At 63.3% G+C, this 14,884-nt stretch carries 17 protein-coding genes; 13 read left to right on the forward strand and 4 right to left on the reverse strand.

What is annotated here, in order from left to right:
* The first annotated feature begins 135 nt into the window (after positions 1-135).
* Positions 136-738, forward strand: a complete 603-nt coding sequence (gene wrbA / locus RJQ10_RS01155; RefSeq protein WP_350142779.1) for an NAD(P)H:quinone oxidoreductase — start codon at positions 136-138, stop codon at positions 736-738.
* Positions 739-780: 42 nt separating this feature from the next.
* Here wrbA and RJQ10_RS01160 read toward each other — a convergent pair whose 3' ends face one another.
* Positions 781-1,551, reverse strand: coding sequence for an SDR family NAD(P)-dependent oxidoreductase (locus tag RJQ10_RS01160; protein WP_350142781.1), 771 nt, complete (start codon positions 1,549-1,551; stop codon positions 781-783).
* A gap of 227 nt (positions 1,552-1,778) precedes the next feature.
* Here RJQ10_RS01160 and RJQ10_RS01165 point away from each other — a divergent pair, with 227 nt between their 5' ends.
* The 4 genes from RJQ10_RS01165 to RJQ10_RS01180 all read left to right on the forward strand — a co-directional run bounded on the left by RJQ10_RS01165 (position 1,779) and on the right by RJQ10_RS01180 (position 6,263).
* Positions 1,779-2,975 carry a DUF1214 domain-containing protein gene (locus RJQ10_RS01165; RefSeq protein ID WP_350142783.1) on the forward strand — a complete coding sequence of 399 codons (1,197 nt, stop codon included), beginning with the start codon at positions 1,779-1,781 and terminating at the stop codon, positions 2,973-2,975.
* Positions 2,976-3,074: 99 nt separating this feature from the next.
* Positions 3,075-3,908 carry an SDR family NAD(P)-dependent oxidoreductase gene (locus RJQ10_RS01170; RefSeq protein WP_350142784.1) on the forward strand — a complete coding sequence of 278 codons (834 nt, stop codon included), beginning with the start codon at positions 3,075-3,077 and terminating at the stop codon, positions 3,906-3,908.
* A gap of 31 nt (positions 3,909-3,939) precedes the next feature.
* Positions 3,940-5,184, forward strand: a complete 1,245-nt coding sequence (locus tag RJQ10_RS01175) for a sulfotransferase family protein (RefSeq protein ID WP_350142785.1) — start codon at positions 3,940-3,942, stop codon at positions 5,182-5,184.
* A gap of 89 nt (positions 5,185-5,273) precedes the next feature.
* Positions 5,274-6,263 (forward strand): LLM class flavin-dependent oxidoreductase, encoded by a 990-nt coding sequence (locus RJQ10_RS01180; RefSeq protein ID WP_350142787.1) that lies wholly within the window; start codon positions 5,274-5,276, stop codon positions 6,261-6,263.
* A gap of 122 nt (positions 6,264-6,385) precedes the next feature.
* Here RJQ10_RS01180 and RJQ10_RS01185 read toward each other — a convergent pair whose 3' ends face one another.
* Positions 6,386-6,721 carry a YegP family protein gene (locus RJQ10_RS01185; RefSeq protein ID WP_350142789.1) on the reverse strand — a complete coding sequence of 112 codons (336 nt, stop codon included), beginning with the start codon at positions 6,719-6,721 and terminating at the stop codon, positions 6,386-6,388.
* 167 nt (positions 6,722-6,888) lie between these two features.
* Between RJQ10_RS01185 and RJQ10_RS01190 the strand changes: the two genes are divergently transcribed.
* The 3 genes from RJQ10_RS01190 to RJQ10_RS01200 all read left to right on the forward strand — a co-directional run bounded on the left by RJQ10_RS01190 (position 6,889) and on the right by RJQ10_RS01200 (position 9,935).
* A complete protein-coding gene (locus RJQ10_RS01190; RefSeq protein WP_350142791.1) occupies positions 6,889-7,302 on the forward strand; it encodes a YidB family protein in 414 nt (137 codons plus the stop codon).
* A gap of 185 nt (positions 7,303-7,487) precedes the next feature.
* A complete protein-coding gene (locus tag RJQ10_RS01195) occupies positions 7,488-9,062 on the forward strand; it encodes a fatty acyl-CoA synthetase (RefSeq protein ID WP_350142793.1) in 1,575 nt (524 codons plus the stop codon).
* A gap of 210 nt (positions 9,063-9,272) precedes the next feature.
* The gene (locus RJQ10_RS01200) at positions 9,273-9,935 is read left to right on the forward strand and encodes an EthD domain-containing protein (protein WP_350142795.1); all 663 of its coding nucleotides are present in this window, start codon (positions 9,273-9,275) and stop codon (positions 9,933-9,935) included.
* 5 nt (positions 9,936-9,940) lie between these two features.
* Here the strand turns inward: RJQ10_RS01200 and RJQ10_RS01205 are convergent, their stop codons facing one another.
* Positions 9,941-10,810, reverse strand: coding sequence for a TIGR03619 family F420-dependent LLM class oxidoreductase (locus tag RJQ10_RS01205; RefSeq protein ID WP_350142797.1), 870 nt, complete (start codon positions 10,808-10,810; stop codon positions 9,941-9,943).
* A gap of 179 nt (positions 10,811-10,989) precedes the next feature.
* Here RJQ10_RS01205 and RJQ10_RS01210 point away from each other — a divergent pair, with 179 nt between their 5' ends.
* From RJQ10_RS01210 to RJQ10_RS01230, 5 genes are all read left to right on the forward strand, one after another.
* Positions 10,990-12,243, forward strand: a complete 1,254-nt coding sequence (locus RJQ10_RS01210; protein WP_350142799.1) for a sulfotransferase family protein — start codon at positions 10,990-10,992, stop codon at positions 12,241-12,243.
* 113 nt (positions 12,244-12,356) lie between these two features.
* Positions 12,357-12,713 carry an EthD domain-containing protein gene (locus RJQ10_RS01215; RefSeq protein WP_350142801.1) on the forward strand — a complete coding sequence of 119 codons (357 nt, stop codon included), beginning with the start codon at positions 12,357-12,359 and terminating at the stop codon, positions 12,711-12,713.
* Positions 12,714-12,772: 59 nt separating this feature from the next.
* Entirely contained in the window at positions 12,773-13,201 is a 429-nt protein-coding gene (locus tag RJQ10_RS01220) for a lipocalin-like domain-containing protein (RefSeq protein WP_350142803.1), read from the forward strand.
* 12 nt (positions 13,202-13,213) lie between these two features.
* Positions 13,214-13,558: a hypothetical protein gene (locus RJQ10_RS01225; RefSeq protein ID WP_350142805.1), complete on the forward strand. Its 345-nt coding sequence runs from the start codon at positions 13,214-13,216 to the stop codon at positions 13,556-13,558.
* Positions 13,555-14,184 carry a Dabb family protein gene (locus tag RJQ10_RS01230; RefSeq protein WP_350142807.1) on the forward strand — a complete coding sequence of 210 codons (630 nt, stop codon included), beginning with the start codon at positions 13,555-13,557 and terminating at the stop codon, positions 14,182-14,184. The genes RJQ10_RS01225 and RJQ10_RS01230 overlap by 4 nt, the downstream gene beginning before the upstream one ends.
* A 26-nt stretch (positions 14,185-14,210) precedes the next feature.
* Here the strand turns inward: RJQ10_RS01230 and RJQ10_RS01235 are convergent.
* Positions 14,211-14,884: SDR family NAD(P)-dependent oxidoreductase (locus RJQ10_RS01235; RefSeq protein ID WP_350142810.1), on the reverse strand; the 674-nt coding region annotated here is incomplete at its 5' end.

Consider the following 14,884-nt stretch of genomic DNA (forward strand, 5'->3'; position numbering starts at 1 on the left):
ACGAGTTCGGCCTGACCCTGCTGGCGATCTCTGCGGCCCTGCTGATTAATGGCGGCGGAGCCTTCGCCGTGGACCGCAAGCTGGGAAAAGTCTGAACCCTGTTTTTTACACCCACTTCAAGAAAGGGGCATCTCCATGAGCAAAGTACTGGTTTTGTATTATTCGTCCTACGGTCATATCGAAACCATGGCCGAAGCCATCGCCGCAGGCGCGGCATCGGTGGACGGCGTTGAGGTCACTCTCAAACGCGTGCCCGAGCTGGTCCCGGAGGATTCCGCCCGTCGCGCCGGGATCAAACTCGAGCAGGCGGCGCCGCTCGCCATGCCGGAAGAACTGGCGAACTACGATGCCATCATCTTTGGCACCCCTACCCGCTTCGGCAACATGGCCAGCCAGATGCGCAACTTCCTCGACCAGACTGGCGGATTGTGGGCTCAAGGGGCTCTGGTGGGCAAGGTCGGCAGCGTGTTTACCAGCACCGGCACTGGAGGCGGCAACGAAACCACCATACAGTCATTCCATACCACCCTGTTCCACCATGGCATGATCGTGGTGGGCCTGCCCTACGCCATTCCGGAAACGTCGGATATTTCCGAAGTCCGGGGCGGCTCTCCGCTGGGTGCTGCCACCATCGCCGGCGCTGACGGCTCTCGTATCCCTTCAACGAAGGAGCTGGCCATGGCGCGTTTCCAGGGCAGCCATGTGGCCGACGTTGCGAAAAAACTGAGCGCAAACTAGCCGGGCGCGCTCCACTTCGCCGTCGCAGTCGCGGCGGCGCAATCAGCGCATCAGCGCCCCGCCGTTGACGTTATAGACCTGGCCGTTGATCCAGCGACCCTGCTCCGACAACAGCAGGGCGACGACCGCGGCAATGTCCTCGACCTCGCCGAGGCGGATGCCGGGAACCCTTGCCAGCATACCGTCCAGCAGTTCCTGGGGCAGCTGGCCGCTGGCCTGCATCTCCGGCGTGAACACGAACCCGGGCGCCACGCAATTGGCGGTGATGCCCTCCCGCCCCCAGCGCGAGGCGACATGACGCATCAGGGCATTGAGCCCGCTTTTGGCAACGGCGTAGGCCGGGCGGGTACTTTCCCCCACATCCGCGGCACTGGAACTGGTGTAGACAATGGCCCCCTGACCCCGTTGCAGGAGGTGGGGCAGTACCGCCCGCGTGCACAACAGGTGGCCGCGCAGATTCACCTGCAGGGTGCGATCAAACACTGCCAGGTCTTCGGCCAGGGCATCGCTGTCATCGAAGATGACCCGGAGGTCCGCGGCGTTGACATGGGCACCATCGAGGCCGCCCAGCTGGGCGACTGCCAGACTGACAGCTTCGTTGACCGAGGTCTCGTCCGCGATGTCGACATGGACGGCGAACGCCCGGCCACCGGCGGCAGTGATCTCCTCCGCGACCCTGTTTGCGGCCTCGATGTTGATGTCCGCGGCACAGACATGCGCTCCCTCCATCGCGAGTTGTTTTACGGTCGCGGCACCAATGCCGGTGCCCGAACCGACAACAATAATGGCTTTTTCCTGCAGTCTTCCCTGCATGTCGTTCTCCCGTCCTCTCATGGCAAGCACATCCAGGCTCCGGATTTGCCCGAGCCCGTGACAAACGGTAGTGCAGGGCATGACTTTGCAACAGCGCGACAGCAGGCAACAGACGCTATGGACTAAAGATGTAGACCAGGGCCGGGGCATTTACCGCCCACCTTCTTGTCAACGGCGCCCGCACAGCTCACGATGACCCACCCGACAATAACAACAGGAGTGACAGCGTGAGCAACCTGGACCGCGATGCCCGGGACCAGCAGCTTCTGCAGGCCTGGGACCAGTTCTGCGACCAGCTCAAGGCCGCCGGGCGCCTCCCCTTTCGCGATGGCGTTCCGGTCGGAGACCTGAGCCGCAGCGCAGGCTTCCGCTGTCTGGCCCAGAACATTGGCCTCGGCATGCAGTTCTTCCTGGAAAACGACGACCCCCTGCACCCGGAGCTTCTGCACTATTTCGACCCGATCCGCAAGCAGGGCGGTGACAATCCTGACGCGGTCTACGTCGGCGCTCCCATCAATGGCACCGACACCTACCGTATCAGCGGCAACCGCGGCAGCGCGCGCTATTTCGCGGTTACCGCCGTGGAAACCGGCAATACGCCCTGGGGCGGCGGCGTTGCCCACGCGCTCTTCGGCCAGGATTTGCAGGTAGAGCCGGACGGCAGTTTCGAGCTGATCTGCAGCCCAGACCCGCATCCCGGCAACTGGCTGCAAACCTCCCCCGACACCTTCCGGGTGACCTTCCGCCAGTTCTTTGCCGACTGGGAAACCGAGCGCCCCATGCACGCCGGGATCGAGCGCATCAGCGGCGCCGCGGCGCCCAAACCGGTGATGGGCCCCGACCGGCTGGCGCAGGGCCTGGACGCCGTGTCGCGCTGGGTCGGGGATTCGCTCACCTACTGGGCGGACATGATCGAACGCTGGAAGGCGCGGCCAAACACCTTCCTCTCCTACCGCCAGCTCGATGACAACGCCATTGATGCCACCCCCGGTGGCGAGCCGCTTATCGCCTACTGGCAACTGCCCGCGGACGAGGCAATCATCATCCGCGTGACGCCGCCGCAGGCGCATTACTGGGCGGTGGAGTTCGGCAACTACTGGTGGTGCTCCATGGACTACCGCAGCATTCTCAGCAACACCAACTGCCACTACGCGCAGCTGGAAGAAGACGGGGAGCTGATCCTGGTGATCGCGCACGTGGATACCGGCCACGCCAACTGGCTGGATCCCGCAGGATTCAACGAGGGCTATGTCACTGTGCGCTGGATGCAGGCGGACCGCTACCCGATTCCACACGCTGCCCAGGTGAAACTGACGCAACTGGACCAGCAGCTGCCGCCCGCGGTACAGAAGGTCACCAGCGCAGAGCGCGCGGAACAGATCGCCACCCGCCGCCGCGGGGTGATCCAGCGCTTCGGCGTCTAGGGCCATTCAACACGGAAGGAGCGCCGGCACCGTCACGGCTACGGCAACTCCTGTTCACTAAAGAGCTGACGACATTACGGGATTGAACGAGGGCATAAGATGGATCTGCAACTGCAAGGCAAGACCGCCATCATCACCGGCGGCAGCGGCGGCATCGGCCGCGGCCTGGTGCTGGAATTCGCCCGCGAGGGCCTGAATGTGGTCAGCGCATCGCGGGATGTCGTCACCGGCGAAAAACTGGCGGCGGAAGCGGTTGACCTGGGCCTGCCCGGTCGCGTACTGGCGGTAAAAACCGACGTCACTGACCGGGCCAGCGTTGACGCCATGGTCGCGCGCACCAACGCCGAGTTCGGCCCGGTGGATGTGCTGGTGAACAACGCCGGCGGCGTTGCCCAGCCCGCGGACTTCGACCAACTGGACGCCGAGGCGCGGCGCTGGGAAATCGCGCTCAATGTCGACGGCGTGGTGAACTGCTGCCAGGCAGTGGCGGATAACATGTTGTCCCGCACCAGCGGCAGCATCATCAACATCTCCTCCAACTCATCGCTGCTCGGCGAAGCGGCGGCCAATGTCGTGCACTACGGCGGCGTGAAAGGCTTCGTCAACAGTTTCAGCAAGGGTCTGGCCTGGGAGTGGGCGGGCAAAGGTGTGCGGGTCAACAATATCTGCCCGGGCTGGATCGTCCCCTATGCCGAGCAGGATGTGGGCGAAGGCAGTTTCTGGAACCGCTTCGGCTTCGACACCATGGGCAAGCCGGGGGACATGGAAAAAGCCCTGGAGGAAGGCACACTCTATAACATGAGCGGCCTGCCCATCCCGCGCCTGGGGCGGCCGGAAGACATTGCCTGGCTGGCCCTGTTCCTGGCCTCGGAGCGCTCCGGCTACATCACCGGCCAGCTGATTTCGGTCAGCGGCGGGGCGTACATGCCCTGAAGTCGGGACGTTTCACTCGGAGGCAAACGCAATGAGCAGCTGGACACCACCTCCCCGCCCCGATTGGGTAAAGCAGGTGATCGACGAGGGCCGGCACATGGATATCAGCAGCCTGGTGCCCCTGCGGGCAGAGGAGCTGATGGCCACGGCGCGCAACAACACCGGCTTTGACGACTTTGGCAGCGACCAGTGGCTGGAGGGTTTCCACGTCTTCCTCAAGGCCCTCGATGAGGAAGCTGACCTGCACCTGCTGGGGCGGTTGATGACCCGCTCCGACATCCTGCGCTGGCTGGAGGCGCGGCTCGGTATCGAGGCCGCCTATGCCCAACACCCGGAGATCGAGGATGAGGTGATCGAGCAGCCGGTCATCGTCACCGGCCTGCCCCGCGCCGGCACCTCCATCCTGTTCGAGCTGCTGGCCCAGGACAGCCAGTTCGGCTCACCGCGCAATTGGGAGATGATGTTTCCCTACCCGCCGCCGGAAGCCGCAAGCTATAACAGCGACCCACGTATCGAACGCTGCCAGCACCTGGTCACCCAGTGGAGCCGGGTGGTGCCGACCTATGCCGCCATGCACGAGATGGGAGCCAATATTCCCAACGAATGCATCGTCGCCATGAGCTGTACTTTCCTTACCGAGAACCTGCCCGGTCAGTATCAGATTCCAGGCTACAACAAGTGGTTCTATCAACAGGACCTGGACTACGCCTACAGCTATTACCGGCGCATGCTGAAGCTGCTGCAGTGGCGCAACCCGCGCCGGCACTGGTTGCTGAAGGCGCCGTCCCACCTCGGCAACCTGCCGGTACTGTTTCGCACCTTTCCGGACGCGCGGGTAGTAATCACCCACCGCGACCCGATTGTCGCCCAGGCGTCGGTCACCAATCTGCTGGGCACCCTGTACTGGATGCGCAGCAGCCAGGCCTTCGACGCCAGCGCATTCGAGAACCTGATGACGCCGGAAGCGGGGGCCGCAAGGCTGGACGCGGTGGTTACGCTGCTGGAAACGGCAGCAGTACCAGGGGAGCAGATACACAACTTTCTTTACGCGCAGCTGGTGGAGCAACCGCTGCCGGCACTGGAAACACTGTACCGGGATATGGGGCTTGAAGCGGAGCCCGCCGCCCTTGGCGCGATGGCAAACTACCTCCGGCAAAAGCCGCAAGGCAAGTTTGGTCGCCACCAGTACAGCATTGGCGAGCAGGAAGAGAACGCACGCAAGCGCCAGCTGTTCCAGCGCTACCAGAAATATTTCCAGGTGCCCGACGAAGTGTGAACCGGAACCAATACTACCGGAGCAGGTGCGCGCCGCCCGTGCACACGCCGCCGGAACGGCTTGCCGGCCACCCCACGATGGAGAACATAATGGCCTTTCTCTGCGTCAAATATGAATGCCGCGCACCCGCGGAAACCACGCAGCTGTCCATGGCAGACATGTACGACCTGGCACTGGAGCAGATCGCCTGGATCGACGCCCAGGGTTATCCGGTCACGATCAACTTCTGTGAACACCACGGCAGCGAGGACGGCTACTTGCCCAGCCCCAGCGTACTCGCGGCGGCGGCGGCACGCATTACCCGCAATGTGCGCCTGCAGGTGAACGTGCTGCTGCCTTTCAGCGATCCCCTGCGGGTGGCTGAAGATGTGGCGGTACTCGACCACCTGAGCCGCGGTCGCGCCGAAGTGCTGCTGCTGGGCGGTTATGTCAGTTCCGAGATGGAGATGTTCGGCGTCGACCCGAAACAGCGCGGCGCACTGATGGATGAGGGTGTCCAGGCCCTGAAACAGGCCTGGAGCGGACAATCCTTCAGCTTCCGCGGGCGCAACGCCCGCATTGCGCCCAGGCCGCTGCAAACCCCGCACCCGCCAATCATGATGGGCGGCAGCGCGGCCCCGGCGGCGCGGCGCGCGGCCCGGGAGGGCGACGGCTTTATCGGCGGCATGCCGCACCTGAATGACATCTACGTCGCCGAGTGCCAAAAACTCGGCAAGACGCCGCGTTATCAGGCGGAGATGGCGCACTCCTTTCTCTATGTTTCCGAGACCCCCGAACAGGACTGGGAGCGCCTCGCGCCCTGTGCGCTGTACGAGACCAACTGCTACGCCCGCTGGCAGACCGGCACCGACCTGGACATGCTGTTCAGCAGTGCGATGGACACGGACGCACTCAAGGCGCTGGGTACCTATCAGGTGGTGCGCCCGGAAGCCGTGCTGGAAAAAGCGCCTTCACTGGCGCCGAACGACGCCTATATTCTGCACCCACTGGTAGGCGGACTGGATGCGGACACCAGCTGGCGCACCCTGCGCAATTTTTTTGAGAAAGTGGCGCCGAAAGTGGCTATCAACCCTCTGTAACGGACTGTACGACCGCGGCACCTCGGGGAGACGCGGAACCGGCGCCAGAATAAAGACTGGGGCTTTATGCACACGATCGATCTGACAGGAAAGGTGCTACATGGTGCTTTAGCCGGACAGGCCTAGGCGCTGCTGTCCACCACTGCCGCGTCCGGGCCGTTCTTTTTCACCGAAGCGATGCCGTTCTCCATGGCTGCAGTGCCGGAATAGGCCTCGCTCTTGCCAATAATCTGGCTGTTGCCGGACTTGAGCACGAAATAGGGCTCGCCTTTCGTCGTGCTCTTGCGCTCATAGCGCTTGTCGTCGGGGGCATTTTTACGCACCGAGGCAATACCCTTTTCGGCCGCCGCCCTGGTCTCGTAGAGCTGGCTGGTGAGAATAATCTGGCCGTTGCCCGATTTGAGGTTGAACATGAACTTGCCGCTGGGGCTCTTCTTGAGGTCAAATTTTCCAGCCATGAGTGCCGCTCTCCTGAGTTTGGTCCGGGAAAAGCATAGTACATGCGGGGCCCGCTGCAAATGCCTTTTGCGCCGAAGCGACGAGCACGTCACGTGGGGGGCGAGGAAAACAGCCATGGAACGGCTATACTAAAGAATCAACACTTCAATCTTAAAGGAAACAAACCATGGATATAGTGCAATTGGGTGCGCAGCTGCTGTCAGAGAAGCTGGGGTTGAACGTGGACTCCAGCACCGTCACCTCCGCGCTCTCCAGGCTGCTGGGTGATGGCAAGGGCTCCGTGGATTTTGCCGGACTGGCCAGCAAGATGGCTGCCAGCGGCGAGCTCGGCGGCATTCTCAACTCCTGGCTGGGGGACGGCGGAAATGCGTCCATTAACGCGGATACCATTCTGGGCCTGCTGGGTAAAAGCCAGGTTGCGCAGTTTGCCGGTGAGGTCGGCACGGATACCGAAACAGCTGCCAGCGGTCTGGCGGATGTACTGCCGCAGCTGATGGACAAGGCAAGCAGTGGCGGCAGCCTGCTGCAATCGGTCGGCGGCCTGGGCGGTCTCATGGGCGCCGCCAAATCACTGTTCTGAGGCTCGGGGTCGGGGTCCGGCCCTGGACGCGCCAGATACTGTCCCCCGCCCGTGCCGTGACCTGGGCCATTCGCCGCACCATGGGCGACCAGGGCAACTGCCGTGCAAGAGGCCATCACAGCATGTAGTACACTTGCGTCTACCCCGGTTAGCGGGGCTCGCAACGCCTCAGGACAAGAGCAGCAATGAACACGCAGACGCTATCGCGCCAAACCCTTTTCGACACGCTTCATCGCAGCGCCCGCCGCCATCCCGGGAAACTCGCATTGCGTCAGGGCGATCATGACCTGAGCTATGGCGAGTTCCGGGACTTGTGCCTGCGCATTGCCGGCAGTCTGGCGGAGTCGGGAATAGAGCCCGGGGACCGGGTAGCCATTCTCTCTCGCAACTCGATCGCTTTCGCCGCGGTGCGCTATGCCGTTGCCGCCATCGGCGCCATTCTGGTGCCGGTGAATTTCATGCTCAATGTGCGCGAGACCGCCTATATCCTCGGGCATTCAGGAGCGCGCCTGCTGTTCGTGGGCGCCACCGAGGGCGACAAGGCGGTGGCTGCCGTGGAGGATTGCCCGGAGATAGAACAACTGGTTTGGCTGCCGGGCGACAGCGCCGCGGATACACCCGCGGGCATGACGCCTTTCGGCGATCTGTGTCGCGGTCGCAGCTATACCGGCAATCCCGGCATTGACGCCAATGCGCCGGCACAGATCATCTACACCAGTGGCACCGAGTCTGCACCCAAAGGCGCGGTGCTGAGCCACGCCGCTATCCTCTGGCAATACAGCGCCTGCCTGATCGATGCGGAAATCGCCGAGGACGACACCACCCTGCACGCCCTCCCCCTGTTCCACTGCGCCCAGCTCGACTGTTTCCTTGGCCCGGCCCTCAAGGCCGGTGGCCGCAATATCATCACCGATGACAATGCGCCCGCTGGCCTGTTGCGCCTGCTGGCAGACGAGCAGGTGAGCTCGTTCTTCGCCCCGCCCACGGTCTGGATATCCCTGCTGCGCAGTGAGCATTTCGACCGGTCTGATCTCGGCGCACTGCGCAAGGGCTACTACGGCGCCTCCATCATGCCGGTGGAGGTCATGAAGGAAATTCATGCACGGCTGCCCAATATCCGCCTCTGGAATCTGTACGGCCAGACCGAGATGGCACCCATGGCCACCATCCTCAAGCCCGCCGACCAGCTGCGCAAGGCCGGATCCGCGGGCCGGCCGGCGCTGTATACGGAAACCAGGGTAGTCGATGACGAGGGAGACGATGTGGCCGTGGGCGAGATTGGCGAAGTAGTGCACCGCTCGCCCCAGTTGCTCAGCGAGTACTTTCGCGATCCGGAGCGGACCGCAGAGGCTTTCCAGGGCGGCTGGTTCCACAGCGGCGACCTCGGGGTCATGGACAGCGAAGGTTACCTGACCATCGTCGATCGCAAGAAGGACATGATCAAGACCGGTGGCGAAAACGTGTCCAGCCGGGAAGTGGAAGAAGTGATCTACCAACTGCCGGAGGTATCGGAGGTGGCGGTGATCGGTCTGCCCCACCCCCACTGGGTGGAGGCGGTAACCGCGGTAGTGGTGCCCAGAAGCGGCAGCCATGTGGACCCTGAGGCTGTCATACGGCACTGCGCCGCCAACCTCGGCAGCTTCAAGGTGCCCAAGGCAGTGCACGTAGTGGAAAATCTGCCGCGCAATCCCTCCGGCAAAATCCTCAAGCGCAATCTGCGTGAAACCTTCGCCACAACCTTCGCAGGTACTGGCGTTTAGCGTTTCCTTCAAGTCCTCCGGCAGTCCGAACAGAATAGCTCCCTGGCCCAACAGATTGGACCAGGAGGGCTGTGCTCAACCCGTGGCAGTGGCACAATCGCTGGGGATTCACGTAACCGGAACATCCAGGGACAGTGGAAAATCAGCCGCGTTCACCTGACCCGCCTGAAGATAGCAAGCCTGCAACCGGGGCCAGAATAAGGAACTATCATGAAATCTGTCTGCCTGCTCTCCCATCGCCCTGACTCGACCCGTGCAGCGTTCCGCGCTTACTATGAAAACAACCACTTCCGCCTGGGGGCCCGCTATTTCCCCTTTCGCAAATACGTGCGCAATCATCTCCTGTCATCTGTCGGCGAAGTGGACTTTGACGTTCTCACCGAATTCTTCTTTGACGATGGCGTCGATGTGGCCGGGGTGCACAGTGGCCGCGTCAGGGAAATCCTCGACGCGGACGAGAAGCGGTTCATGGACCAGGGCCTGATTCGCCCCGCCGGCGCCGAGGAAGAGCTGCTCTCGGGGTGCGCACGGGATATCGCCCCGGCGGGAACCCGCCGGCAGCTGCTGATGCTGAACGCAGCGACAGACAGCGCGTCCTTTCGTGACGCGACAAGTGCCTGGGGGCGGCAGTTGGCGGCGGCACACGACGAGCTGCAGCGCGTCAGTGTGGATTACATCCAGAACCACGCCGCCAGTGACGAGGGCCGGTTTCCGTTCGACGCAGTACTGAGCCTGTGGCTTCCGGCAGAAGCCAGCGCCTTGCAAGGACTGTCTCCGCCTGCCGCCATTGAGCTGCAAGCTGACGTGCTGACAGAAGTCTGTGAAAGCCCGCCCGAATTGTTGCGTGAGCTGTACGCTCCCGACGCGTTCTGATCCTGTCAGCTCAGGGGCTGGACAAACTGCCTGGCGAAACTTTCCATATACCGCTTTTTGTCGTCCAGCGAGGAACGCTTACCCAGGGCAAAGGAGAAAGGTAGATTCACTCCGGCGGTCATGCCCTGCTCTTCCAGCCGCCTGAACGTATCCAGGTCCGGCGGCGTGGTAAGACCGACGATGGTTTCAAAGGGTTCCGACCCGCGGCCCGCCTCGGTACGATACTGGCGCAGCCTGGCCATGATGGCGGGCACTTCTTCCGGGGCATTGCCCGCGCCCAGCCAGCCCTCGCCATGGAACGCTGCTCGCTGCAGGGCTGCGGCATTGGCGCCTCCGACCAGAATTGGCACCTGCTGCGACGGCGCCGGCTCGATGCACAGCCGGGGGAAACTGTAGTAAGGCCCCTCGTGCTCTACCATGCCTCCCTGCCACAACTTGCGCATGACCTGAATCATATCGTCCATGCGCTTGCCGCGACCGCTGAATTCCACGCCATAGATATCGAACTCATCCTTCATCCAGCCCGCGCCGATCCCCAGGGCGAAGCGATTGCCGGTGAAAATCGCCAGCGAACCCGCCGCCTTGGCCACCTCAAAAGGGTTGCGCAGTGGCAGCACGTACACTGACGTCGACAGGCGCAGCCGGGAGGTGACTGCCGCCATGAACGCAATGCTGACCCAGCAATCCGGATAGGGCGAATCCGGGGTCATCGGCGGCTTGCCGTCAGCGGAATAGGGATACGCGGCGTTGACTGTCTCGGGAAAGACGGCGTGATCAGCATTGAGCACGCCGTCATAGCCCAGCTGCTCGGCGAATTGCGCCACCGGCACCAGTTGCTCCGGTTCACACCACGCCAGGGATTGCCAAAACTTCATCGGTTCAACTCCTTGAATCCTGCCACGGACTTTGACGGACAAACCCGGCTTTAGAGCGCGCCGTCTGCTTGTTTCCTGCTGCTTGCATTACACTGCAAGGAATACCGCAGCGCCAGCCGAATACTGTCCGCCAGCCCGGATTGGCAAGCCGGAGCCAATAACTTGAACTGAAGCAGCCCATGCCTGAACCCATTCGCATTCACGATCTTGCCCACCCGGAACTGACCGCGGCCCAGCGCGCCGCAATCAGCTACGGCGAACAGCAGGAGATCGATTTCAGCGAGGCGGCGGTGCTGGAGGCTGCCCGCCAGCGCACCGGCCTTGCGGATTTCGGTCCCCGGGACTTTCGTGAACGCCTGCACCTGTTACTGGAGGAATGGGGCAGTGATCCCGATATGACCGGCAGCCAGCGCGCCAACCTGTTCGGCTACCTGGTGCGCTACGCCAGCAATCGCCTGTTGCTGCAGGACCAGTGGCAGCGCCATCCCGAAATTCTGGCACAGGAGATCCGCCGGCCCATTATTGTCGCCGGGCTGCCCCGCTCCGGCACCACCCACCTGCTCAACCTGCTGGCCGCCGATACCCGATTTCGCTCACTGCCGCTGTGGGAATCCTACGAGCCGCGTCCCCTGCCGGGGGAGCCCCTGCTTGAGGATGGCGGAGACCCGCGCTATCGGCGCTGCGCGCAAGCCTGGGAGGGCATGCAGCAGGTGACTCCGCTGCTGGCGGCGATGCACCCCATGCACCCGGATCACATCCACGAAGAACTGGAGCTGATGGGTCCGGACTTTGCATCCTACAATTTCGAGTGGCTCGCCCCCAGCCCGCGTTGGCGCGACCATTACTACCAGCATGACCAGACGCCCCACTACCAGTACATGCGCGACGTACTCAAGCTGCTGCAGTGGCGCCAGGGTCCGGAACGCTGGGTGCTGAAGTGTCCGCAGCACCTGGAGCAACTGCCGGTGCTACAGTCCGTTTTTCCCGATGCGACCTGTGTCATAACCCATCGCGATCCGGTGGCGGTGATTCAGTCGGCGGTGACCATGATCGCCTACGGCTACCGGATGAGCCGCAAGCGCATTGATACCCGGGCCATCGTCGAGTACTGGAGTGATCGCATCGAACATCTGCTGCGCGCCTGCGTGCAGGACAGGACATGTTTCCCCGGGAGCCAGAGCGTCGATGTCCTGTTCCACGAGTTCATGGCGGATGACCTGGCCACGGTGGCGAAAATCTATGCCGTGGCGGGCGTGGAGCTGACGGCCGCGGCGAAGGCGGAAATGCAGGCATTTATTGCTGCCCACCCGCGCGGCAAGGAAGGCAAGATGGTCTACGATCTGAAAGGCGATTTCGGCGTGGACCCGGCAGCCCTGCGGGAGCGCTTCAGCTTCTATTTCCAGCAGTTTCCGGTGCGGGCAGAAACCGGTTGAACGCGGGGGCCGATCGGCTGGCAGACCCCGGGCCGGAGCCAGGCGCGCAGCGAGACTCGCGGACAACCCTGCTGGCAATGCCGGACCAGCCACAAGCAACAGGATAATTCCGCATGTACAAATCGATCGCCCTGCTGAAGTGCAAACCGGGCCTCTCCCGCGAGGCCTTCATCGACTATTACGAAAGCCGTCATGTCCCGCTGATCCGCAGCCTGCTGCCGCAGATCTGCGGCTACCGGCGCAACTTTATCCGCCCGGAGGGGGCGTATATCAATGCCGCAGCCGCGGAGCGGGACTTCGATGTCATCACCGAGATCTGGTTTGCGGACCGGGCCGCCTATGACGCGGCCATGGCGCTCAGCGCCCTGCCGGAGATCGGCGGGCGTATCGCCGAGGACGAGGAAAACTTCCTGGACCGCTCGCACACCCGAATGTACGTGGTGGACGAACATGTTTCGGACTTCGACTGAACTGAACAGTCACCCTGCCCGGCGCCGGGCAGCCCACCTGGAGGACGAGGAGCACCAATGTGAATGAGGGAGAACAGCTACAGGGATGCTGGCTGCTGCGCGCCTACGAGCTACAGCAGGCAGACGGCAGCGTGGTGCACCCCATGGGCGAACACCCCGAAGGCCTCCTGCTCTATAGCGCCGCGGGGCATATGTCGGTACATCTGCTGCAACCTGGCGCCAGTCTGCCAGAGCCAGAGCAACTGCCGCCGGGACTGAGCGCCGACCTCGCCATGTCCTATGCCTGCTATACCAGTTATTTTGGCCGCTACACGGTGGACAGGGCACAGGGTCTTGTTACCCATCACCTCCGGGGTGCTTCGGTGCTGGCCTGGGCCGGCAGCGAGTTTTCCCGCCACTACCGGCTGCAGGGCGACCGCCTGACCCTGTCCGCCGCCGTCAATGAGCAGGGCAGTCGGGCAGTGCTGGTCTGGCAGCGGGAACAATGACGTGAGGTACCTGTGAGCGAAGTACACATCCTGGACGAGATCGTCCTGTGGCCCGGCGACATTGCTACGGTGCTGCAGCTGCTGGAAGACCAGTACCTGCCGGGGCTCCCTTCCCGCCATACGCTGGCGCTGTCCCGGCGCTGGGTTTCCCCGCCGGTACAGCTGGAGGGCCAGAGCAACACCCTGTGGCTACTGTGGGAAGTCACTGACGCCACGGGCTACTACACGATGCGGGGCACTGCCGGGCTCGAGGTGCCCGCGTTCTGGGCAACAGTGGACAGCCTCTGTCTGCAACGCCGACGCCATGTCATGGCCGACGCAGGGCAACCGCTGCCGAAACCCCTCGAGGCCCCATGAGCGTATTGACAACAGCACAGATCACCCTGCAGCCGCGTGCTGACGCAGACGCCATCGAACAGGCCCTGCGCCAGCAGCTCGCCGGCGCAGCGGACCTCGCAGCCTGGCACTGCGGCCGCAACCTGGAGGGTTGCTGGGGCGCGGGGCACTTCACGGTGGACATGATATGGCGGCGACCCGGCCCGCAGCTGGAGCTGGACTTGACCTGCGCCCCGGGCGTTGCCAGCGCGGATGTCGTCGGCTATGACACCATTGGCAGCGGCTTGCGGGAACCGGATCTGGGAGACGGTATCTGGCGCACACTGTTGCTGACCACTCGCGCGGGTACCGCTCCGGCGGAGGTGGTGGCGTTCGAGCAGGAGTTACTGGGAATGCCGGGCTACATGCGCGGCATCCGCAATTGGCGCCTGGGGCGCGTGACCAGCCCGGGCTCCCGCTGGACCCATGTCTGGCAGCAGGAATACAGTGCCATTGAGGACCTCGCGGGCGAGTACCTGCAACACCCTTACCACTGGGGCTGGGTGGACCGGCGCTTCGACCCGGAATTCCCGCAAGTGTGGGTGGTGGAGACTCAGCTCTGCCACGCCTTCTGCCCGCTGCAGAGCAGTATCATTAACCGGGTTTGACCTGGTGTCTGGCCAGCGGCGTCGGCTCAGGCCACGCCCAGGCCCGCCAGCACCTCGGGAGGTAGCGCCGGATCGCAGAGCCCCGACAGATGTCGGGCCCGGTTTTCGGCAAACTCCCGGGTCGTCTCAGGGTGGGTGGATACCCAGAAGCGGCCCCCGGCGATCTGCGGCAATATCCGCGCGGCGGCTTCATCGCCGCTAATGCCTTCAGACTTCAGCATATGGCGCATGATCTCCCGGTGCCGGGCGTTGACCGGGTCCTCCCCGGTTTCGGAGTCCTCGAAGATGCGCGTGGTCACCGGCCCCGGCAGGATCGCCGAAACGTGGATAGGCGCTTTCTTCACCTGCATCTCCAGATACAGGCACTCGCTGAAGGACAGGATAGCGTGCTTGCTGAGTACATAGGATGTCTGAATCGGCATGATACCCAGGCCGCCGATGGACGAGGTGTTGGCAATCCAGGCCCGCTTGCCCGACTCCAGCATCCGCGGCACGAATGCCCGCACCCCGTGGATCGCGCCGTGAATGTTGATATTCAGCGTTCTTTCCCACAGCGCCGCGGGCAACTCCCAGACATAGCCCAGGGTTTCGATTCCGGCGTTGTTCACCAGCAGGGTGACATCACCGAAGGCTTCACGAGTCAGGGCCGCGAGCCGATCCAGTGCTTCCGGCTCGGAGACATCGGTGTGCACCGCGAGCG

This window comes from Haliea sp. (genome assembly GCF_040222615.1).
Taxonomy (GTDB): domain Bacteria; phylum Pseudomonadota; class Gammaproteobacteria; order Pseudomonadales; family Halieaceae; genus Haliea.

What these genes read in the sequence shown, in the direction of transcription:
- wrbA (WP_350142779.1), top strand. Translation starts at nt 136, where the DNA reads ATGAGCAAAGTACTGGTTTTGTATTATTCGTCCTACGGTCATATCGAA.
- RJQ10_RS01160 (WP_350142781.1), bottom strand. Translation starts at nt 1,551, where the DNA reads ATGCAGGGAAGACTGCAGGAAAAAGCCATTATTGTTGTCGGTTCGGGC.
- RJQ10_RS01170 (WP_350142784.1), top strand. Translation starts at nt 3,075, where the DNA reads ATGGATCTGCAACTGCAAGGCAAGACCGCCATCATCACCGGCGGCAGC.
- RJQ10_RS01175 (WP_350142785.1), top strand. Translation starts at nt 3,940, where the DNA reads ATGAGCAGCTGGACACCACCTCCCCGCCCCGATTGGGTAAAGCAGGTG.
- RJQ10_RS01180 (WP_350142787.1), top strand. Translation starts at nt 5,274, where the DNA reads ATGGCCTTTCTCTGCGTCAAATATGAATGCCGCGCACCCGCGGAAACC.
- RJQ10_RS01185 (WP_350142789.1), bottom strand. Translation starts at nt 6,721, where the DNA reads ATGGCTGGAAAATTTGACCTCAAGAAGAGCCCCAGCGGCAAGTTCATG.
- RJQ10_RS01190 (WP_350142791.1), top strand. Translation starts at nt 6,889, where the DNA reads ATGGATATAGTGCAATTGGGTGCGCAGCTGCTGTCAGAGAAGCTGGGG.
- RJQ10_RS01195 (WP_350142793.1), top strand. Translation starts at nt 7,488, where the DNA reads ATGAACACGCAGACGCTATCGCGCCAAACCCTTTTCGACACGCTTCAT.
- RJQ10_RS01200 (WP_350142795.1), top strand. Translation starts at nt 9,273, where the DNA reads ATGAAATCTGTCTGCCTGCTCTCCCATCGCCCTGACTCGACCCGTGCA.
- RJQ10_RS01205 (WP_350142797.1), bottom strand. Translation starts at nt 10,810, where the DNA reads ATGAAGTTTTGGCAATCCCTGGCGTGGTGTGAACCGGAGCAACTGGTG.
- RJQ10_RS01210 (WP_350142799.1), top strand. Translation starts at nt 10,990, where the DNA reads ATGCCTGAACCCATTCGCATTCACGATCTTGCCCACCCGGAACTGACC.
- RJQ10_RS01215 (WP_350142801.1), top strand. Translation starts at nt 12,357, where the DNA reads ATGTACAAATCGATCGCCCTGCTGAAGTGCAAACCGGGCCTCTCCCGC.
- RJQ10_RS01230 (WP_350142807.1), top strand. Translation starts at nt 13,555, where the DNA reads ATGAGCGTATTGACAACAGCACAGATCACCCTGCAGCCGCGTGCTGAC.